The 20835-nt window shown below is 37.2% G+C and carries 18 protein-coding genes and 1 riboswitch; of the genes, 4 read left to right on the top strand and 14 right to left on the bottom strand.

Annotated features, from left to right (window positions below; genetic code table 11):
- Positions 1-334 precede the first annotated feature (334 nt).
- Both C8C76_RS01625 and lipA read left to right on the top strand, forming a co-directional pair.
- On the top strand, positions 335-1153 hold the full coding sequence (locus tag C8C76_RS01625) for a lipoate--protein ligase family protein (RefSeq protein ID WP_219909353.1): 819 nt from the start codon (positions 335-337) through the stop codon (positions 1151-1153).
- Positions 1154-1168: 15 nt separating this feature from the next.
- Entirely contained in the window at positions 1169-2035 is an 867-nt protein-coding gene (gene lipA / locus C8C76_RS01620) for a lipoyl synthase (RefSeq protein WP_108138027.1), read from the top strand.
- 62 nt (positions 2036-2097) lie between these two features.
- On the opposite strand, the gene C8C76_RS01615 is transcribed toward lipA, so the two are convergent.
- The 6 genes from C8C76_RS01615 to thrC all read right to left on the bottom strand — a co-directional run bounded on the left by C8C76_RS01615 (position 2098) and on the right by thrC (position 9458).
- Positions 2098-4053, bottom strand: a complete 1956-nt coding sequence (locus C8C76_RS01615) for a fructose-1,6-bisphosphatase (RefSeq protein ID WP_108138025.1) — start codon at positions 4051-4053, stop codon at positions 2098-2100.
- Positions 4053-4571 (bottom strand): GNAT family N-acetyltransferase, encoded by a 519-nt coding sequence (locus tag C8C76_RS01610; protein ID WP_108138023.1) that lies wholly within the window; start codon positions 4569-4571, stop codon positions 4053-4055. Before C8C76_RS01610 ends, C8C76_RS01615 begins: the two co-directional genes overlap by 1 nt.
- Before the next feature lie 28 nt (positions 4572-4599).
- Complete coding sequence (locus C8C76_RS01605; RefSeq protein ID WP_258222401.1) at positions 4600-5376, bottom strand: EAL domain-containing protein; 777 nt, start codon at positions 5374-5376, stop codon at positions 4600-4602.
- 5 nt (positions 5377-5381) lie between these two features.
- Positions 5382-6236, bottom strand: coding sequence for a diguanylate cyclase domain-containing protein (locus tag C8C76_RS01600; RefSeq protein WP_108138019.1), 855 nt, complete (start codon positions 6234-6236; stop codon positions 5382-5384).
- Positions 6237-6412: 176 nt separating this feature from the next.
- Positions 6413-7807 carry an MATE family efflux transporter gene (locus C8C76_RS01595; RefSeq protein ID WP_108138017.1) on the bottom strand — a complete coding sequence of 465 codons (1395 nt, stop codon included), beginning with the start codon at positions 7805-7807 and terminating at the stop codon, positions 6413-6415.
- A gap of 157 nt (positions 7808-7964) precedes the next feature.
- Positions 7965-9458, bottom strand: coding sequence for a threonine synthase (gene thrC, locus C8C76_RS01590; protein WP_108138015.1), 1494 nt, complete (start codon positions 9456-9458; stop codon positions 7965-7967).
- Positions 9459-9690: 232 nt separating this feature from the next.
- Here thrC and C8C76_RS01585 point away from each other — a divergent pair, with 232 nt between their 5' ends.
- Positions 9691-10386, top strand: a complete 696-nt coding sequence (locus C8C76_RS01585) for a hypothetical protein (RefSeq protein ID WP_108138013.1) — start codon at positions 9691-9693, stop codon at positions 10384-10386.
- Between the two features lie 5 nt (positions 10387-10391).
- Entirely contained in the window at positions 10392-10769 is a 378-nt protein-coding gene (locus tag C8C76_RS01580) for a GerW family sporulation protein (protein ID WP_108138011.1), read from the top strand.
- A gap of 76 nt (positions 10770-10845) precedes the next feature.
- Here C8C76_RS01580 and C8C76_RS01575 read toward each other — a convergent pair whose 3' ends face one another.
- The 8 genes from C8C76_RS01575 to ribD all read right to left on the bottom strand — a co-directional run bounded on the left by C8C76_RS01575 (position 10846) and on the right by ribD (position 20479).
- Entirely contained in the window at positions 10846-12384 is a 1539-nt protein-coding gene (locus C8C76_RS01575) for a sensor domain-containing diguanylate cyclase (protein ID WP_108138009.1), read from the bottom strand.
- Positions 12385-12411: 27 nt separating this feature from the next.
- On the bottom strand, positions 12412-13368 hold the full coding sequence (locus tag C8C76_RS01570) for an aldo/keto reductase (RefSeq protein ID WP_108138007.1): 957 nt from the start codon (positions 13366-13368) through the stop codon (positions 12412-12414).
- Positions 13358-14884 carry a phosphomannomutase/phosphoglucomutase gene (locus tag C8C76_RS01565; protein ID WP_108138005.1) on the bottom strand — a complete coding sequence of 509 codons (1527 nt, stop codon included), beginning with the start codon at positions 14882-14884 and terminating at the stop codon, positions 13358-13360. The genes C8C76_RS01570 and C8C76_RS01565 overlap by 11 nt, the downstream gene beginning before the upstream one ends.
- Before the next feature lie 66 nt (positions 14885-14950).
- Positions 14951-16555, bottom strand: a complete 1605-nt coding sequence (locus tag C8C76_RS01560; RefSeq protein WP_108138003.1) for a putative bifunctional diguanylate cyclase/phosphodiesterase — start codon at positions 16553-16555, stop codon at positions 14951-14953.
- Between the two features lie 304 nt (positions 16556-16859).
- Complete coding sequence (gene ribH / locus C8C76_RS01555; protein ID WP_108138001.1) at positions 16860-17324, bottom strand: 6,7-dimethyl-8-ribityllumazine synthase; 465 nt, start codon at positions 17322-17324, stop codon at positions 16860-16862.
- A gap of 55 nt (positions 17325-17379) precedes the next feature.
- Positions 17380-18570 (bottom strand): bifunctional 3,4-dihydroxy-2-butanone-4-phosphate synthase/GTP cyclohydrolase II, encoded by a 1191-nt coding sequence (locus C8C76_RS01550; protein WP_108137999.1) that lies wholly within the window; start codon positions 18568-18570, stop codon positions 17380-17382.
- A 64-nt stretch (positions 18571-18634) separates the two neighbouring features.
- Positions 18635-19297 (bottom strand): riboflavin synthase, encoded by a 663-nt coding sequence (locus C8C76_RS01545; protein WP_258222400.1) that lies wholly within the window; start codon positions 19295-19297, stop codon positions 18635-18637.
- Positions 19298-19330: 33 nt separating this feature from the next.
- Positions 19331-20479 (bottom strand): bifunctional diaminohydroxyphosphoribosylaminopyrimidine deaminase/5-amino-6-(5-phosphoribosylamino)uracil reductase RibD, encoded by a 1149-nt coding sequence (ribD, locus tag C8C76_RS01540; protein WP_108137995.1) that lies wholly within the window; start codon positions 20477-20479, stop codon positions 19331-19333.
- 224 nt (positions 20480-20703) lie between these two features.
- Positions 20704-20820: riboswitch (FMN riboswitch) on the bottom strand.
- Positions 20821-20835 lie beyond the last annotated feature (15 nt).

Here is a 20835-nt window from a genome sequence, read left to right as displayed (position 1 = left end):
CTCTTCTTAATTTCTAATTTAATTTTATGCCCTTAAGCTCTAAATTACAAGGAAAAGAAAAATAGTTCTGGCAGCTGTGATAAATGACAGAATTTATAATCTTTAATTTTGTCTTATAAGTGTACATGTATTTACATGCACCGTGAACCACCCGCTTTTTGTCGAATTGTAGCGAAAACAGCTAAAAATCAGGCTTTTTCGCGATATATCTACATAAACTGACAAGTTCCCGGTGCATGGACTTGTAAAATAAAAAAAGGACCTATATCTTTTAAATAGAATATATTATATAGAGAAATTATTTAAGATTTTGATTTATACTGGAGGGATAATTTTGCTTAAATGGCGGTTAATAATTGAAGCTGAAAATGATGCCTACTATAATATGGCAGTTGATGAAGCCATTATGAAAATTCACAGTCAGGGTGATACTCCTCCTACTCTGCGTTTTTATGGCTGGCAGCCGGCGGCTCTTTCCCTCGGCTATTTTCAGCAGGCTAAAAAAGAGGTTGATTTTGAGAAGTGTCAGCAGGAGGGAATTGATCTTGTTCGGCGTTTAACTGGTGGTCGGGCAATTTTACATGATCGGGAACTTACCTACAGCATTATAATTAGAGAAGATTATAATTTACTGGCAGATTCTATAGAAAAAAGTTACCAGCAGATCAGCAGTGGACTTGTTGCCGGCTTAAATCAGCTGGGGATTGCGGCAGAGCTGAAAGCGGTTGAGAGAGGCAAAAAGGCTCCGCGCGGTCATTCTGCTGCCTGTTTTGACGCCCCATCCTGGTATGAGGTTATTCTTAATAAAAAGAAGCTGATTGGAAGTGCCCAGCGGAGAAAAGAAAACACTATTCTCCAGCACGGATCCCTGCCTTTGGATGATTCCAGCGAAAAAATTTTTGAACTTTTAAACTACAATTCAGCTGAAATGAGAAAAAAATCCCGCCGCATCTTTAAGGCTAAATCTACCAACCTTAAAAGATCGGGCTCTAAAGTTGATAAAGAGGAACTGATTAAGGCTCTGAGCTCAGGCCTGGCAGAAAAATTTAATATAAATTTAGAAAAAGCTTCTTTAACTGAAAGTGAGATTGAACTGGCCCGTGAGCTGGCCAAAAACAAATATCAAAATCAAAACTGGAATTTTAAACGCTAAAAAGGAGAAGATAAAATGTCAAAAAGAAAAAGATTACCAAAATGGCTTAGAAATAAAGATCCCCTGCAGAAAGGGATGCTGGCCACCCGTAATATGCTCAAAAATTTAGAACTTAATACAGTCTGTCAGAGTGCCCGCTGTCCCAATATTGGAGAGTGCTACAGCAAAAAAACAGCGACCTTTATGATCTTAGGTCAGTACTGTACCCGCAACTGCCGCTTCTGTTCGGTTACTCACCACAGACCGGAAGCAGTTGAACCTGAGGAAGCAGTCAGAGTGGCTGAAGCTGTCGAGAAATTAAAGTTGAAACACGCTGTCATTACTTCAGTGACTCGTGATGATCTTGAAGACGGTGGAGCAGAACAGTTTGTGAGGGTTATTAATGCCATTCGAGAAAGGCGTCCGGAGGTTTCGGTGGAAGTACTGACACCTGATTTTAATAATGATCAGGCTGCTTTAGAAAAGATTATTAAGGCCAGACCAGAAATTTTTAATCACAATGTAGAAACTGTACCCTCACTTTACGAAAAGGTACGCCCTCAGGCTGATTATCAGCAGTCACTTGCTGTTTTAAATAAAGTGGCAGCGAGTGATCCCGATATTCTAATAAAATCTGGAATGATGCTCGGACTTGGAGAAAGTGAAGAAGAACTCAACGCAGTCTGGAAGGATCTACTGCAGGCTGGAGTTGAAATTTTAACTATGGGCCAGTATCTGCAGCCGACAAATGAAAATATTGAGGTGGCAGAATATATCAGACCGGAGAAGTTTGCAGAACTCAAAGAAAAAGCTCTTGCCCTCGGATTTAAATCCGTCTCCTCCGGCCCCCATGTTCGAAGCTCTTATTTAGCTGAAGAAACTTATCAGGAATTGAATTCTTAAATTTTTAATTCTTTAGCTGATATATTAAATAAAATAAGCTGCTTTTTAAATTAGAAAAGATTTTAGCCAGGATATTTTTCTTTAATTATTCCATCCTGATAGGCCGTAAGCAGCTGCATTAGGTGCTCTACATCTTCGTTCAATTTTTTACCGATATCTGTATCGGCAATTTTCTGTGGTCTTTCAAATTTTAAAACTTCAGTTGCCGAAATTGTGTCCCTGCTGTCTTTATGCAGGGCATTTTTTTTGCTGATAAAAGGTTCGTGAGATATCAGACGCATTTTAGTATTGCTGTAAGTTAGGGTATAGCCTGCAATACCTGTTTTTTCGTGGTAAGCTGCAGAAATACCTCCATCAATCACTAAAAGCCTGCCGTTGCCCTTAATTGGACTTTCTCCCTTTTTCTCAGCCACCGGGGTGTGACCATTAATAATGTGGCCGCTTTCCGGATCAAGACCAAATTCAGTCAGAATTTTTTTGCAGACATATTCATTTTCCCGGGCCTGATAGTAGGGGTTTTTCTTCTCCCGGTAGAGCTCAGGCTGGTCCTCATCGGTAAAATAGCGCAAAAAGGTTGTCATCTTTTCTTTACCAAAAAGTGGAGATAACTCTCCCCGCCAGAGATACCAGAGCCAGTCTTTATAGCCGCCTTCACTGTCTGGTTTGGAATAACTGCGCCTGATTACATCATCAAAAAAATCCATTAACTTTTTGCCGCTATATTCTTTTCCCTCAACTTCGATTGTCGAAAAATCTCCAGCTTCAGTCATCGGCAGACAGCCGTGAAAAAGTAAATTGCCGTTGTATTTTCTGTACATATTGCCGTTATTAAAAAGAAAACGGATATCTTCCTTTAAACGATCATTATTTTTAAAGGAATAACTGAGCTGTTCAATAACTTCTTCTTCCCAGCCGCTCAGACGGTAGGGATCCAGAGGATCAACGGTGGGAAAATGGGAGTCTGTTAATTTATATTCAGCATCCGCCAGAGAAATTGTTCCCTTTTCATAATCTATTTTTTCCAGGTAGAGTGCCTCATTCATTTTAAACTCCGGCCGCTTTTTGATCAGCTGCCCCTCCAGCTTAAACTGAATCACAGCAATTGCCTTATGCATCTGGGTCATTATCTTTATTTCATCCTGATCAAGCTCTCTTTCGATTAACTTTGGTTCAAAAATTTCAGAATCAGGCTCCTGATAGTGGTTCATGGCGAACCTGGCCAGGGGCCTCATATTAATTCCATAACCCTCTTCTAAAAACTCAAGGTTACCGTAGCGGAGAGCAATTCTTAAGGCAGTAGCAATTAAAGCTTTCTGACCGAGAGCTGCTCCCATCCAGAGAATATCGTGGTTACCCCACTGGATATCAACATTATGATGGTTTTTAAGTACATTCATGATTACATCCGGTGCCGGTCCCCGATCAAAAATATCTCCAATTATATGCAGCTTATCCACTGCAAAAGATTGAATCAGCTCGGAAAGTGAAATAATAAAATTCTCAGCCTGCTCTATTTCAATAATCGTGGTTAAAATCTGATCCTTATAATCCTTTTTATTTGGATCTCCTTCTTTAATGTGCAGCAGCTCTTCAATAATATAGGCAAACTTTTCCGGTAAAGCCTTCCTCACCTTGGAGCGGGTATAAATTGAGGAAACTTCCTGCGAAATTCTGACCATATAATCCAGGGCTTCCTTGTACCATTCTGGAGGAATACCTCCCCTTTCGTGCAGCTCCTTCATCTTTGATTTTGGATAAAAAATTAGAGTTGCCAGCTCTCTTTTTTCGGTATCAGTCAGCTTATCTGAAAATATCTGATCTATCTTATACTCAATTACTCCGGAGGCGGTTTTTAACATATACTTAAATGCCTCAGCTTCTCCGTGTAAATCGGTTAAAAAATGTTCTGTACTTTTAGGTAGATTTAAAATCGCTTTGAGGTTAATAATTTCTGTGCTAACTGCAGGTATATTAGGAAACTGTTCTGCTAAAAGCTCTAAATACTTCAGATCTTTCATTAATTGCTCCCTTCTTGAATTAATTTTTCGTAGGCCAGTCTTGGACTTCCATCTTTAGTATAAATAATGCCGCAGTAGTTAAAACCTGCTTTTTCAATCGCCCGCCGCATGGCAAGATTATCCTGGTGAGTATCGATCCGGATGCTGTCTGCTCCAAGATTAGCTCCCATTTTGAATGTTTTTCTGTAGATAATTGAAATAATTCCCTGGCCTTTATACTCAGGTGCTACTGCTGCCCGGTGGATTACTCCATATAAACCATCTGCCAGCCAGCTTCCCTCCTCAATTAAATTATAGGTTGGATCTTCACCAAAGATAACTGCTGCGACAGCAATTATTTTTCCTTCTTTTTTAATTATATAGGAATTTCCAGCTTCAATATCCTTTTTTAAAGTCTCCGGATTGGGATAATTATTCTGCCACTGGTCTATCCCCTGTTCTTTTAAATATTTCTGGGCAGCTTTAATAATCTTCATGATCTCCGGTATTTCTTCGATTTCTGCTCTAACAAAGTTCATCCTGCTTTAGTTCTCCTTTCAAAATAAATTAATTATCAATACTGTTTAAAATATATTTATCTTCTTCTGCCAGCTTTTTTATAATATTTTCTTTAGTATCCGGTCTGGCAAAATAATAACCCTGAGCATAATCACAGTCCAGTTCCTGCAAAAATTCAAGCTGCTCCTTTTTTTCTACTCCCTCTGCAACTACTTTTAAATTAAGAGCGTGGGCCATATTTATAATTGAATGAATAATATTTTCTGTAGATTTTTCCAGACCAATGTTTTTAATAAAATACCGGTCTATTTTCAAATAATCCACCGGCAGTTCTTTTAGGTATTTTAAAGATGAATAACCCTTGCCAAAATCATCAAGATAAATCTTGATTCCCTTTGCCTTAAGCTTTTTTAGCTTTTTGATATTTTCTTTAATTTCTAAAATCAAATCTGTCTCTGTTATTTCAAGGCTTAATCTTTCTGGATTGATATTAAAAAACTCCAAATTTTGAATTAAGCTTTCTGCAAAGTTTGGATGCTGCAGATTTCGGGCAGAAATATTGACTGCAATTGAATATTTTTCATCTTCATTTTTCTGGTTAAACTTATTAATGTCATTTAAAGCCCTTTTGACCACCCATTCAGTCAGTGGTTCAATCAGACTGCTCTGCTCAACTAGAGGAATAAATTCAGCAGGTGAGATAAAGCCTCTCTCTGGATGATTCCATCTGATTAGGGCCTCAAATGTTTCTACACTTTTGTCAAGCAGATTTACCTTTGGCTGATAATAAAGTTCAAAATCATCATTTAAGATTGATTTATTAATATCAGCTAATAATCCAATATTACTCTCTTTAAAGCTGCTGTCCTGCTCCTGATACTGCCACAGTACTGAAGTTTTTTGGTAGCTGCTTTTTCCAGAGATATAAAGGCCTGATCAATAAGCTCATCTGCTATCTGACTCTGTTCAGGATAAGCTGTAATCCCCAGACTGATATCATTAAAAATAGAAATCTGATTAAACTCAACAGCATGATCCATGTATTCTACAAATTGACTAAGAAAGATTGATAAATCTGCTTCTTTTTTTAAAATAAGCCCATATTTACTTTCATTAATATAATAAATTTGGTCTCTAATCTTTTCAAAGTCTTTTATATACTGCAGTAATTTTTTGATATAGTTAGAAAAGTTCATAAAGCCAATCATCTTATAAATATCAATAAAATTATTGATGCTTAAGATTAATAAATAGAAATCATTTTCAGCCTCAATCTCTTTTTCCAGTTCTTTTTTTAATTTTAACTTATTGGGCAGTCCTGTTTCAGAGTCATAATAAGCAATTTGATTTACCTGCTCAAGCTGACTTTCGAGCAGAGAAAATAAATATCCGGCAAAAGTTCCAACTATAACCAGTAGAGACATTCTAAAAGTCCAGTTTTCCAAACCCTGCATTGTCATAGTACTGGTATTAAGCGGCATATAAGGTCCCAGTAGAAATCCTCCAATTAATGCAGCAGTTATTCCTCCCTTTATTTTATAAAAATAAGCAGCCAAAATAATTGGCAGGTAGATTAAATGGGCATAACTAAAGCGGGTTCCACCAGTAAAATAAACAATGAAAGCAACTAAAACAGCAAGACATAAAATCACAAAAATTGAAAGCAGGGTTCTGTCTTCAAACAATTTCAGCTTTTTATATATTTCAGGCCTTTTAATTATCCTGCACCCCCTAATAAATCTTGATAATTTAACTTCTCTTTAATCTCTATTTAAATAATTCGCTGTCACTAATTTTTGACCTGTAAAAAATTCAAGTTGATTTTGCTAATTAATTGCCTGCCTGAATTACTTGAAGATAATTAGCTATTATTCTGCTCTTTTCTCCTCTCTGAGATCATAAAATCTGCCTCCTTGATCCAGTCATCACTTAAGTATTTGCGGCCAACCCAGAGTGCCCTGCCTAAAAAGTCAACCGGGAGAGCAATAAAAACTCCCAGCAGGCCCAGATTAAAGACTACTCCCAGTAGATAACTCAAACCAAGTTTAAAAATTGTCTGCGAAAAAAGATTGCCGTATAAGGCAGACTGAGTATTGCCGGCTCCATTTAAATGACCGGCCAGCACACCATAAATTGTAATCACCGGTCCCCCAATACTGAAGGCCTTAAGAAATCTTACAGCTATTGCCAGAGTTTCTGGATTATCTCCAAAGAGACTGACTAAAAGCGGTGAATTAAAAAAGATCAAGAGTGAAAAACTGCCAATAGAAATGATAGTTAAAATGATCATTGCCTCCACCGTCTTTTTACTCTCTTCTGCTCTAGCAGAGCCAATTTTTTGTCCACTTAAAATTGTTGTCACAGTATAATAAGAGCGGTGCATGGGAGCAATTAACTGCTGAAATACACGGCGAGCAATGTGGAAAGCCGCGGCAGCCTCGGTTCCAAAAAGCAGGACTATCGAATTAAAGGGAAAGGTAATCAGACTCTGATAAAGTCCCTGTGCTATTTTGGGAGCGCTGACTTTAAAAAGCTGTTTAATTAAAATGAAATCCCAGTGTTTGAGCGGATTTTTTAGATTGAATTCACTTTTGGAGCTTAAAAATATAAAAATAAAAATTAAAGCTGAAAGGGTCTTAGCTGTAAAAGTACCAATCCCAACTCCTGGCACACCAATTTTCGGGAAAAACCCAATCCCCAGGGCCAGCCCGGCCGAAACTATAATATTAATCAGGTTGGAAATAACCTCAACGACCATTGGAGTTTTGGTATCACCACTTCCCTGCAGGGCTCGAGCAGAAATAATAGAAACTATTCTAAAAGGAGCAGCTGCAAAGATTATTAAAAGATACTGAGATCCCAGTTTGATTACTTCTGGTGCTGCTCCCAGCAGAGAGATCATATTTTCAGCAAAAAATAGAGCGATAAAAATAAAGGGAATCCCGATTAAAATTGAGACATAGATTACCTGAGATAAAATAATATCTTTATTTGCTTTAGCAGCAGCTGTTTTAACCCCACTCTCCTGAGAAATTAAAGAAATACTGCCGGTGCCGAGGCCGAGACCAATTCTTAAAATTATACTTTCCCAGACATCTCCCAGTCCAACAGCTGTCACTGCTGCCGGTCCAAAAAAGCCCATTAGAATCATATCTGTAGTTCTCATTGCTGTGACAAAAATATGATTGAGCATTACCGGCCAGGCAAGGACAAATGCTTCTTTCCAGAGCGGTAGATATGATAAAAAAACTGCCATAATTAATTCTCCTTATTTTCCCAATGATTGTTCAGCAATTGATCAGTTTAATAAAGCGTTTTGTATTTATATAAATAAAGCTTCAGCTTTTTTTGTGGATTAGTAAAATAGCCGGCGATGAAGATAAATGCCGGCATCTGAAATGTATAGATAAAATTTAAATATTTAAGATTTCTGCAATCTTTTTCTTTACTTCATCTTTGCTGCAGCTCTTCTGATGTCTGCTTTCCATAGTCTCGAGACCTTTAAGGCCGCGGTGAATTTCTGTCTCAGTTAATGCTTCCAGTTCTTCGATTATTCTATATTCATCAGCATTAATCTCTTTTTCCTTTAAGGATTCCAAAACTGCCCGGCTGAATTTATAGGGACTGGCGGTAGAGTCGACAACAGCTTTTTTCTGATCAGCACTCTGACTGCGGTATTTAACCAGAGAATCAACTCCGACTGCTGTATGAGGATCGATCAGATAATTAAATTTCTTGAAAACATTATTAATTGTGCTGCGGGCTTCCTTTTCTGTACTGTACTGGCCAACAAATAGCTCTTTAATTTCCGCCAGAGTCTGCTCATCAATTTTAAATTTATTATTTGTCTTAAGTTCCTGATACCACTGCTTGATTTGTTCACTGTCATGTCCTGTAATTTCAAAAAGAAAACGCTCTAAATTTGATGAAATCAAAATATCCATAGAGGGACTAATAGTTTTTTTGAATTCACGCTCAGTGTCATATATTCCAGTTTCTAAGAAGTCTGTCAGTACCTTATTGTCATTTGAAGCACAAATGAATTTGTTTACAGGCAGCCCCATTCGATAGGCATAGTAGGCTGCCAGGATATTACCAAAATTACCTGTAGGTACAGAAATATTAATTTTTTCCCCTGCTCTGATTTCGTCCTTATTTAAAAGTTCAAAATAAGCTTTAAAATAATAGACAATTTGCGGCAGCAGCCGGCCCCAGTTAATTGAATTAGCTGAAGAAAATTGATAATTTCCTGCTTCCATCCGCTTTTTAAACTCCTGATCTGCAAAAACATTTTTGACTGCAGTCTGACAGTCATCAAAATTTCCTTTTAGAGAAACAACATCTGTATTCTGGCCTCCGGTTGTTTTCATCTGATCTTCCTGGACCCGGCTGACCCCTTCTTCGGGATAAAAAACAATAATCTTAACTCCCTCTACATCTTTAAATCCCTCAAGAGCAGCTTTACCAGTATCCCCGGAGGTGGCGACCAGAATAACTATTTCTTTTTTTACTCCCAGTTTTTTGACTGAGCGGACTAAAAGCTGCGGCAGCACCTGCAGCGCCATATCTTTAAAAGCTGCAGTTGGACCGTGCCAGAGCTCTAAAATAAAGGTGTTGCTGTTTAATTTAACAAGCGGTGTTTTAGCTGCAGGTGGAAAACTTTCCTCTTTATAAGCAGCCTCAACCGACCCTTCTATTTCCTCTTTACTAAAATCAGTTAAAAATTTCTTGAAAATCCACTGAGCAAGTTCCTGATAGCTGGCATCCTTTTTTGCTGTAATGGCATCCAAACTCAGCTCAGGTATTGACCGGGGAACAAAAAGCCCACCTTCTGGAACCATTCCCAGGCTGATTGCCTCTGCTGAACTAACACTTCTAAAATTACCTCTAGTACTTATATACTCCATACTCTCTACCTCCACTAATTTATAATCTAAAATTTAAAAAATTGATAACTATAAATTATTATATCGAAAGTAGCTGATGATGTCTATTAAATAAGAGATTTCTTTTTTTAATAATTAGGCAGTAACTGAAAATTAGAGCTTAAAAGTTGGTGATCGGAGATATTGTTACAGAAATCACTATACAAAACTAATATTTTTGTGTATAATATTATTGTGTAAAGGAGGAAAAAAATTGCTTCAGCTTTTATTTTTGTTATTAATTTTCTTAATATTCTTTCTACTTCTGCTGCTTGTTATTCCCTATTACTACAGCTTTAGTTTTAACTACCAACAAGATTTTAGCTGCAGCATTAATCTCTCGCTAATTTTTTTGAAATTACACTTCAGCTGGCAGGGGGAAGACCAATCTTTTGTTATTGAAATATTTGGTTTCCAGAAAAATCTGCAGTTAAGAGAAACTAAAGTGGGGAGTTTAATCGAAGAGAAATCAAAAAAGGTAATCAACAAAAAAATTAATGAATTGGGTTCTAAAAGTAAAAAGAAAGAAAAATCTAAAAAGAAATCAGCTTTCAACTTTGATTTTAAACTGATCAATAAGGAAAATTTAAACCATATTTTTAGATTTATTGTAGAGCTCTTTAAAATTCTAAAAATGGATTATCTAAAATTATACATCTATTTTTCCTTTGCTGATCCTTATTACAACGGACTTTTTCTGGCTTTTTATTACACTATTAAGGAACTCTTTGACTATCCCGATCTTAAGGCTGAAATCAGCTGGCAGGAGGTGGTTTTTGAAGCAGAAGGCTCTACCGGCGGTAAAATAATACCGGCCCAAATAATTTTTCATTTATTGAAATTTGTATTTTCTCTAAAGACTATTAAAATATTGTGGCGTTTATATCAATTAAATTCTAAGAAAGGATGATTCTGATGCAGAGTGCTGAAAAAGTTCTGGAAACAATGTATGCTAAACTCGATAACTTTTTAAAAACTGAAACAGTTGTTGGGGAAATGATTGAAGTTGGTGAGGTTAAATTGATCCCGATTATTACCGCTTCCTTTGGCCTTGGTGGTGGCATTGGCGAAGAAGAAAATGCTGGTGGCGGTGGAGGTGGAGTCGGCTGCAAAATCTCACCTGATGCGATCCTGGTTATTCGCGGGGCTGAAGTGGAAATGATACCTGTAAAAAGTAAGGGCTCTCTAGATAAGTTGATAGAAAAAGTTCCCTCTCTGATTGAAAAGATTGAAGAGGCAAAAGAGAAAAAAGAAGCAAAGAAAGAAGAGGCTGAGCCAGAAAAAGATGAGTAGTTAAGCAGCAGCTTTTTGCCCGTCTGTGCTTTCTAATTTAAAGTCCTGAGTTAAAAAACTCAGGACTTTTCTCTACTTAAACTTCAACTCTATTTCTTCCTTTTTCTTTTGCTCTGTAGAGAGCGTCATCTGCCCTTTTAATCAGTTGATCAATATTATCACCATTCTTAATTTCTGCAGCTCCAAAACTGGCTGTTACCTTACGCTTTTCCATAAAGTTATATTCTTCAATTTCTTTTCTCAATTTTTCGGCAAACTTTTCGGCATCCTGAAGACTGCTCTCCGGAGCAATAACTATAAATTCTTCTCCTCCCCAGCGGCCAAAATAGTCACTTTTACGGATGTTTTTCTTTACCAGTCTGCTCAGTTCTTTTAGAATGAAGTCTCCCTGATCATGGCCGAAATTATCATTAATACTTTTAAAGTGGTCAATATCAAAAATAATCAAAGAAAAAGAATTATTATATCTGCGGCTGCGGTCATATTCTCTTTCCAGAACCTCAGTCAGATGATGGCGGTTGCTTACCCCGGTCAGCTGATCATTGTGGGCTAAAAATCTGAGCCTGCTGTTGCTGGAAAAAATTATAGTCAGTAGAATAATAGTCAAAATCAAAAATATCATAGATATAATAATTGTCGTAAAGAAATTTTGATTGATAAAGTTAAGTGAATCATTCTCCTGATAGCTGATTAAATAGGCTTTGGTTTTTCCATCTATCCCCTTAATATTGATAAAACTGCCGGTATAGTAGCTGCCGTCAACTCGACTGGAAACTACAAAAGAATTTTCTGCAGCAGTTTGAGCAGCCAGTTCTTTTTGGTTTTTTCGATTAATTTCCCTGATAATATTAAGATTTACCTCACTCTCAGCTTTGAGCAGGTTATTATAAATTTCTTTATCATAACTGTATTCTGGAATAATTGAAGAGTTTAGATAATTCGACTGTTCTTCTTTAAATACAGTCTCTTCTATCAGCTCATTCTTAATTATAAAGGCATTTGCTCCACCAAAATTATCCTTTAACAGCTCTGTAACCGCCTGAAAAGAAAGGCTGAATTCAACTGAAGCCAGGTGTTCACCATTGTAATTTAAAGGATAAATATAGCGGTAACCATTAAAAATACGGCCCTCTTCGAAGCCTACAAATTTTCTTTCTTCTGTATTGACATATTTAATACTATCTCTGACGTCAAATAGATTATCACCATAGGTTTCTGGGCGGTGCATTCGCAAAAAACTGCTGCCATCTTTAAAATGTATGTGCAGCTGCCGGACATGATATCTTTTCAAATCCTCATATAAGGGCTCCAGCTCTGCCTGTAGGTAGTGGCGGTAGTTATCCCGGCGATCTTCAAACTCCCAGCCATAATATATTATCCTTTTGATCTTCTCACTGTCAAGAATATTGTTGAAAACAGCATCAGCTGCAATGTTATAGGTATTTAAGATTACCTCTACTTCAGAATTAAGTCTTTCTAAACTTCGATTTAAAAAGAACTGTTCCTCTTCTGTTTTTTCAGTATAACTAAATAATATAAACACTACAAAAACTATAATTACCAGAATTAGAGTCATCAGATAATATTTATTTGAGAAAAAAATAGGTTTCTGCATCAAACCATCCTTAATTCAGGCATATATTTAATTACTTAAATTTTCTATTACCTTGTTTGACTCCTCAGTTAAAGCAAGCATTTCTGCTTCACTCAGCTCAAAATCTGCTGCGGCTGCATTTTCTCTGGCCTGTTTTTCGTTTTTGGCCCCCACTAAAGCTGTGGTTATGCCCGCCCTACTAATTGCCCAGTTAATTGCTGTCTGAGCAGGGGTCTGATCATGGGCAGCGGCAATTTCTTTAAGCAGCTTAATCAGGCTCTGAGTCTGCGGCCAGTTTTCTTTTTTAAAGAAAGGATAAAAACCAGCTCTATTGTCCTTTTCATCCTCAAACTCCGGTCTTTCCTGATATTTACCGCTTAAAATCCCGCCACCTAAAGTTCCATAACTTAAGGAGCCAAGATTATGGTCAGTTAGGTAGGGTAATATTTCAGCTTCAATATCTCTTTTTAAAAGAGAATACTGAGGCTGCAGTGATATTATATCAGTCATCTCAGAAATCTGCTTAAGCAGATCTACTTTAAAATTACAGACACCCAAATACTTAAATTTACCTTCTCTTTTTAACTTCAGCAGTTCTTCCACACTTTCTTCTAAAGGAGTATCAGGATCAGGCCAGTGAATCTGATAAAGGTCTATCTGCTCAACATTTAATCTGCTTAGAGAGGACTCAATTTCTTTTCTAATTCTTTTCGGACTTAAATCTCTGATATATTTAGGCCCATCACGGTGAGTTCCACATTTTGTTGCAAGAACAACTTTATCTCTAATGCCCTCAATTGCCTGACCGACAACTTCTTCTGCATGTCCGGCACCATAAGCAGGTGCAGTATCAATTAGAGTAACTCCAGCCTCTACAGCAGCTCTGATTGCCCTGATTGACTGCTGATCTTCGACTCTGCCAAATGTATCATTACCATAGGCCCAGGTTCCCAGACCAACAGCAGAAACTTTTAAATTTGAATTTCCAAGATATCTATACTCCATAATTAACCTCCAATTTATCATAATTATTCAAAAAATCTTTAAGCTTTTTGAGAATTTGACTCAAACTCTCCTCCTGATCACATTCAACATTGAGGACCAGAACCGGATCATGGAGTGACATTCTTAATAAAAACCAGTCATTAGCACCACAATTTACCCGGACTCCCTGGTAGTTTTTAGGTGCAATCTCCCAGCCATCAATATCTTCAACAAAATCTTTTAGATTCTCGAGAATCTGCTGACCGTAGTCTTTAAAATCATCAAGCTGAATTGTCATTCGATATTCCTCTTTAATTTCAGCTTCAGCAAGATCTGCAATTAGATCTCCAACCTTACTATTTTCTTCAGCATTTAAATTAGCCATTTTGATCAGCACTTTTGCCACCAGATAGGCCCCATCATCAAGAAAATAATTTTCTTTAAAAGCTGCATGCCCGGAAGTCTCTATAGCAAGTGGAGCACTTTCACCTTCACTTTCCAGTCTTTTAGCTTCATTAATTACATTTTTGTAGCCTCTTTTAAAGCGGTGGTGTACTCCCCCCAGTTTATCTTCGATAAAATCTTTAAGGCCAACTGAGGTCACTGAATCTGTGACAATCGTTGCTCCTGGATCGTTTTCCAGAACAATTGCTGCAGCCAGGGCAATTAATTTATTCCGATTAATCTCCTGTCCGCTGCTGTCTACCACTGCGGCTCGATCAACATCAGTGTCAAAAATAATTCCCAGATCAGCTTTGTTTTCAAGCACTGCCTGCTGAATCGAATGCATTGCTTCTTTGTCTTCCGGGTTGGGAGCATGATTGGGAAAGTTCCCGTCCGGTTCTAAAAACTGACTGCCTTCGGTATCCGCACCAAGACTTCTCAGAATTTTTTCAGCAAAAAACCCACCGGAGCCGTTACCGGCGTCAACTATTATTTTAAAGTCAGCCAGTGGTTTATTCTGATCAACTTTGGGACTTAAGTTTTTGCGGATAACTTTTTTGATATGTTCAGCATAGTCAGAAATCAAATCAATCTCTTTTATTTCAGCAGAATCTAAATCCAGCTGACCTAAGAATTCTTCCTCTCTCTCAGCAGCCAGATTTAAAATATCAATTACATTTTCCTTTTCCAGTCCTCCCTGACGGGTAAAAAATTTAAACCCATTTTTATCAAAAGGAAGGTGGCTGGCTGTAATCATTATTGCTCCATCGTACTGGTGTCCCTCTAAAATAGTTGACATAAACATTGCTGGAGTAGAAGCCAGACCTGCACTGTAAACTTCTGCCCCTGCCAGTTTCATTCCCTGAGCGAGAGCTTTTTTTAGCCTGTCAGCACTTAAGCGGGAATCATGACCTACTGCAACTTCGATCTCCTCAGTTTCCCTGTCCAAATTAGCTGCCAGCCAGTTAACAAAAGTAAAACCTATACCTGCAGCCGCTTCTTCTGTTAAATTGGGCCTTTTTCCCTCAGCAGCAATTGCCCTGCCTCTTACATCAGTACCACTCAGTAGTTTTTCCCATTGAATATTTGACATTAAAATCACTCCATTTTGATTTTTTTCATTAAAAATAAAAATTTATCCTAATCAAAGCTTTATTAGTTAAAATACTTTTGATATCTGGTATTCACTTAAGGGTTTATTTAGAAGAAACCCCTGCAGATAATCACAATTATGATCTTCTAAATAATGCAGCTGCTCAACTGTTTCCACTCCTTCAGCTACAACCTTGATTCCCCACTGCTGAGCCATCTCAATAATTGGTGGAACCATCATTTTTTCACTTGCTGGATTCTGAGAAATTAGATCAATAAAAGCCTTATCAATTTTTATAACATCAAGTGGAATATGCTGCAGATAACTTAGAGAAGCATAACCGGTTCCAAAATCATCCATCGCAATACTGATCCCCAGCTCTTTTAATTTATATAAAACATCTATAACATATTCCTGATCAGATATAAAAAGTGACTCAGTAATCTCAAATTCCAGTTTAAAGCCTTTAATTTTTTCTTCATCTATAATTTTTTTAACTGCTGCTACAAAACCAGGATCAGTCAGCTGAACAACAGAAATGTTGATTGAAAGAACCGGGATTTCTTTAAATTTCTCTTCTAAAAGCTTAAATTTCCTAATCGAAGTCCTGATAACCCATTCTCCAATCTCCTTAATTAAACCAGTCTTTTCAGCAGCCGGAATAAAGCGGGCCGGGCTAATTGTTCCCTGTTCAGGTGAATGCCATCTGATTAAAGTTTCAAAACCCCTCAGTTTTTCGCCATCAATTTTATACTGTGGTTGAAAGACTAAATGAAATTCCTCGTTTTTTACTGCTCTTTTTAGAGAATCTTCCATCTGTACACCAGCGATAACATCTTTCTCCATATTTTTAGCAAAAAACTCTATTTCTTTATTAAGGCTCTGTTTGGCCTTATAGATTGCTATATCAGCACTTCTTATCATTTCTTTGCTGTTTTGACCATCTTCTGGATAAGCTGAAATACCGAAATTACTGCTTAATGTAATTTCTTTCTGATCATATTTATAAGTTCTTTCCAGTTCTCTTTTTATTTTCCTGATATATCTTTTCAATTCCTCTGCTTCCAGTTCACGCTGAACTACAACTGCAAACTCATCACCACCAAGACGAGCCGAAAGATCATTTTCATCAACAATTTTCTGGAGTCTAAAAGCTATTTCCTGCAGAATATAGTCTCCGGTTTCATAACCCCAGGAATCATTTATTTTTTTGAAATTTTTAAAATCAATAAAAATCAACTTATAATTAATTTTTTCAGCCTCTGACATTGAGGAAAGATAATCAAGCCTCTCAATTAACATTTCTCTATTGGCTATTTCTGTTAGATTATCATAATAAGCCATGTAATGTAATTTTTTCTTTTCCTTTTTCAGCTGATTAATTTTTAAGCTTATTTCCCGCTGGTAAACAAAAATTAAATACAGAATTATTAGGACTGTTAAATAAGCAATTAAAGCCGGTAAAAATGAGATAGAACTGCCAACGATCATTAATGTCAGTACCGAAAAGATTGAGAACACATTCAGTATTAAAGCTGAAACAAAGCCTTTTAGAGCATATTTGATTGTCAGGGAAAGCAGTAAAATAATCTGCAGCTGAACAATTATTCCTCTAATTGTTGCCGATGAAAATTTTAGACTGCTTAAATTTGCTGAATTACTGAGTATCAAAAAAACTGCAGAAAAAATATAGAAAATGTTAAATGAAATTAGAATTTTATTGTTTATATAATCACTAATTTTAATTTTCTTAATTTCATCCCTTAAAAAATATTCAAAGATTGTGTTGTTATCATTTGACCTGCCTTCAATATTAGTATTAGTTAATTAATAGTATACCTAATTTTATGATTTAAATCAATTAAAAACCGACTTAATTTAAGGCATAAATTAAAACAGTTGAAAAAATCCTCCTCAGGAAATCTAAAAATTTACTGACGAGGATTTATAATTAGTGGTTTTTTAAATAGTATTTTTATTCAAGTTCCTGAAAAAGGTTAACCATCTCAATCAGAGAAACAGCAGCATCATAACCTTTATTTCCGGATTTTGTACCGGCTCTAGAAATAGCCTGTTCAATTGTATCTGTTGTCAGAACTCCGAAAATAACCGGCTTTTCAGTATCCAGACCTGCTTTAGCAACCCCTTTTGAAACCTCTGCTGATACATAATCAAAATGAGGAGTTTCTCCTCTAATAACTGCACCCAGGGCAATTACACCGTCATATTCTTCTTTAACTGCAAGTTTCTTTGCAGTTAGCGGAATCTCAAATGCTCCCGGCACCCAGACAACATCAATATCTGCCTCATCCATTCCATGTCTTTTTAAGGCATCAACTGCACCTTCCAGTAATTTACCGGAAATAAATTCATTAAAACGCCCAACTACAATTGCTGTCTTCATTCCCTGTGCATTCAGTTTTCCTTCGATTGTCTTCATTTTTATCATTCTCCTTTTTGTGAATAATTTATTTTGTACCCGGTTCAAATAAGTTTTATAGATCGAGCAGATGGCCCATTTTATCTTTTTTAACTTTGAGGTAAAACTCATTTTCCTGATTTGGATCAATTTCGATTGGAACTCTTTCAGTCACTTTAAGGCCGTAACCTTCGAGGCCGACAATTTTGGTTGGATTATTTGTCAGCAGGCGGATTGTTGTCAGTCCAATTTCTGAAAGAATCTGAGCTCCAATTCCATAATCTCTTAAATCAGGATCAAAACCGAGAGCCACATTGGCTTCCACGGTGTCCATTCCCTGATCCTGCAGCTGGTAGGCCTTAATTTTGTTGACAAGCCCTATACCGCGGCCTTCCTGCCGCATATAGAGTACAACTCCTCGGCCCTCATCTTCAATTTGCTGCAGCGCTGCTGCCAGCTGCTCACCACAGTCACATCTTTTGGAGCCAAAAATATCTCCAGTAATACACTGGGAGTGAACCCGAACCAGTACATCTTCTTTATTTTCTACATCACCTTTGATAATTGCAATGTGCTCTTTATCATCAACTTTAGTTGTAAAAACCTTAATTTTAAAATCACCGAAATCAGACGGCAGTTCTGCTTCTGCTGCCAGCTCAATCAGCTTATCCTTTTCTTTTCTGTACTTGATTAAATCTTCAATTGAAATTAATTTCAAATCATGTTTTTCTGCAAATTCTTTCAGATAAGGTAGGCGCCCCATTTCCCCATCCTCTTTAATTATCTCACAGATAACTCCTGCAGGCTTTAAACCAGCCAGTCTGGCTAAATCAACAGCGGCCTCTGTATGACCGGCTCTTCTTAAAACTCCACCTTTTTTAGCAACCAGCGGAAATACATGGCCGGGGCGCATAAAATCACCGGCTTTGGAATTAGGATCGACCAGTTTTTGAATGGTAAGTGCCCTCTCCTGGGCAGAGATACCGGTTGTAACCTCTTTATGGTCAACAGAAACTGTAAAAGCTGTTCCGTGAGTTTCTGTGTTTTCATCAACCATTAACGGTAAATCAAGGCCTGAAATTGCCTCACTTTCCATTGGTGTACAGACCAGCCCTCTTGCCTCCTTGATCATAAAATTAATGGCCTCTTTATCTACTTTTTCAGCAGCCATTAAAAGATCACCTTCATTTTCTCGATCTTCATCATCAACAACTACTACCATTTTTCCTGCTTTAATATCTTCTACTGCAGCTTCTATTTTATCCATTTAAATTCTCCTTTCGGACAAATATTTGCTTTAACTTTTTAAAAAATATTTTTAAATATTTTATTTATACAAAACCATTTTCAGCTAAAAAATCTTTCGACATCTCTGTCTCAGCTCTCGCTTGACTGGTCTTATTCCCGAGCATCTTATAAACATATTTGCCCAGCATATCAGTCTCAATATTAACCAGATCTCCAGCAGCAAGTTCGGAAAGATTTGTTTCTGCCCAGCTTTCTGGAATCAGTGAAATCTTTAAAATACCGTCTGTAATTCCCATCACTGTCAGGCTGACTCCATTTAAGGCAACCGAGCCTTTGTGAACAATAAATTTTTCTGTCTCCTGATCAACTTCCAGTTCTATAATTTTAGCATTATTTTCACTTTTAATTGACCTAACAGGTGCTGTGCTGTCAACATGTCCGGTGACAAAATGACCGCCAATAAAGTCACCAGGCCGCAGAGACTGCTCTAAATTAACAATTGATCCCCGCTCTAAATCACCCAAGTTGGTGGCTTTTAAAGTCTCAGGCATCACATCCGCCCTAAAATAATCACTGCCAAAATCAACTACTGTCAGACAGACCCCATTGACTGCGATGCTGTCTCCTTTTTTTACTTCATTTAGAACTTTCTCAGCCTTAATTTCCAGCTGATACTTGCTGCTGCCTTTAAATTTGCGCAAAAATTGACCTTTTTCCTGAATTATACCGGTAAACAATAAATTCACCTCCCATTTCAGTGGCATATTTATAAACTAAACTCAGCTTTGAGTATTTTTCCTTTCTCCAATTAATAGAATATTATCTCCCAGATTTTTCTGTTCAGTAATTTTTAGTTCAACTGCAGCTGACATCATTTTGGGACCGCTGCCGCAGAAAGAAGCTATACCGTCACTGCCTCCATAAATTTTGGGAGCAATAAAATAATAAAATTTATCGACCAGATCTTCCTGCAAAAATGTATGACTTAATCTAGCTCCTCCTTCAACCAGGAGACTGCTTATTTTACGCTGATGCAGGGTTTTTAAAATTTCTCTAAGCTCAAAATAATCATCGTTTTCAGCCTTAAAACTCAAAAGCTGAACCTGCTCTTTTTCCATTAATTTTTTCTTTTTGGCGTGGATTGCTGCCGCCCTGGCAGGAGGAAAATCATCGGCACAGATAATCAGGGTTTCGGCCTCTGACTGCTGATTGATAATTTTAGCATCCAGCGGAATATCAAGTAGAGGATCCAGAATAATTCTTAAAGGATCAATACCATTTTTATCTTCCAGCCTGGCAGTTAGCGAAGGATCATCAGCCAGTACTGTACCAATCCCAACCATAATTGCATCAACCCGATGTCTTAATTTATGACCCTCCAGCCTGGCTTTGGAGTTGGTAATCCATTTAGAATCACCAGTGCTGGTAGCTATATATCCATCCAGGGTCTGAGCCTTTTTTAAATAGACAAAGGGATATTCACTCTGAATATATTTCAAAAAAATTTCATTTAAGACTTCAGCTTTTTCCTGAAAAAGTCCAACTTCAACTTCTATCCCCGCTTCTTTTAACATTTCAATTCCTCTGCCAGCTACCTCAGGGTTGGGATCAACCATAGCAATTACTGCTCTTTTAATCCCGGAATCAATAACTTTTTGAGCACAGGGTGGTGTTTTGCCATAATGGCTGCAGGGCTCAAGTGTAACATAAATCTCAGCACCACGGGCAGCTTCCCCTGCAGCCTCAAGTGCAAAGACTTCTGCATGGGGCCCACCATACTGCTGATGATAACCCTCACCAATAATTTCTCCATCTTTAACCACAACCGCTCCCACCATAGGGTTTGGGGAAGTACTTCCTTCACCTCTGCGGGCAAGATTTAAAGCCCTGGCCATATACTTTTGATCATCAATTGAAAAATTCTGCATCTTATACCTCCAGTACTTCTTAGATTATCAATCTTTATTCGATAATTTTTGTTTCCCAGATCTTAAAAGATATTTTTTAAGATCTTTTTATAGTATTAAAATAGAAAAAGCCCCTCCATCACTGGAAGGACTTTAATAGTCATTTTTTAATTTAAATCTATCAACAGCTAAAAACTTCACTTATTCTGCCATAAATCTACAAAATAAATTAGATTAATAAATTTAAAATCTAACTCCCTTCCAGACTTTACTGTCGGTTCTGCATTTCATCAGATCAATCCAAAATGGACTTGTGGACTATTACCACCGGTAGGGAATTTCACCCATCCTCGTTAGTTATATTCAATTTTCTAGTT

Source organism: Halanaerobium saccharolyticum, from assembly GCF_003053565.1.
Taxonomy (GTDB): Bacteria; Bacillota; Halanaerobiia; order Halanaerobiales; family Halanaerobiaceae; genus Halanaerobium; species Halanaerobium saccharolyticum_B.
This window is presented reverse-complemented; position numbering and strand designations above follow the sequence as displayed.

What these genes read in the sequence shown, in the direction of transcription:
- thrC (WP_108138015.1), bottom strand. Translation starts at nt 9,458, where the DNA reads ATGGAGTATATAAGTACTAGAGGTAATTTTAGAAGTGTTAGTTCAGCA.
- C8C76_RS01565 (WP_108138005.1), bottom strand. Translation starts at nt 14,884, where the DNA reads ATGTCAAATATTCAATGGGAAAAACTACTGAGTGGTACTGATGTAAGA.
- C8C76_RS01615 (WP_108138025.1), bottom strand. Translation starts at nt 4,053, where the DNA reads ATGAAAGATCTGAAGTATTTAGAGCTTTTAGCAGAACAGTTTCCTAAT.
- C8C76_RS01575 (WP_108138009.1), bottom strand. Translation starts at nt 12,384, where the DNA reads ATGCAGAAACCTATTTTTTTCTCAAATAAATATTATCTGATGACTCTA.
- ribD (WP_108137995.1), bottom strand. Translation starts at nt 20,479, where the DNA reads ATGCAGAATTTTTCAATTGATGATCAAAAGTATATGGCCAGGGCTTTA.
- C8C76_RS01570 (WP_108138007.1), bottom strand. Translation starts at nt 13,368, where the DNA reads ATGGAGTATAGATATCTTGGAAATTCAAATTTAAAAGTTTCTGCTGTT.
- lipA (WP_108138027.1), top strand. Translation starts at nt 1,169, where the DNA reads ATGTCAAAAAGAAAAAGATTACCAAAATGGCTTAGAAATAAAGATCCC.
- C8C76_RS01610 (WP_108138023.1), bottom strand. Translation starts at nt 4,571, where the DNA reads ATGAACTTTGTTAGAGCAGAAATCGAAGAAATACCGGAGATCATGAAG.
- ribH (WP_108138001.1), bottom strand. Translation starts at nt 17,324, where the DNA reads ATGAAGACAATCGAAGGAAAACTGAATGCACAGGGAATGAAGACAGCA.
- C8C76_RS01580 (WP_108138011.1), top strand. Translation starts at nt 10,392, where the DNA reads ATGCAGAGTGCTGAAAAAGTTCTGGAAACAATGTATGCTAAACTCGAT.
- C8C76_RS01595 (WP_108138017.1), bottom strand. Translation starts at nt 7,807, where the DNA reads ATGGCAGTTTTTTTATCATATCTACCGCTCTGGAAAGAAGCATTTGTC.
- C8C76_RS01550 (WP_108137999.1), bottom strand. Translation starts at nt 18,570, where the DNA reads ATGGATAAAATAGAAGCTGCAGTAGAAGATATTAAAGCAGGAAAAATG.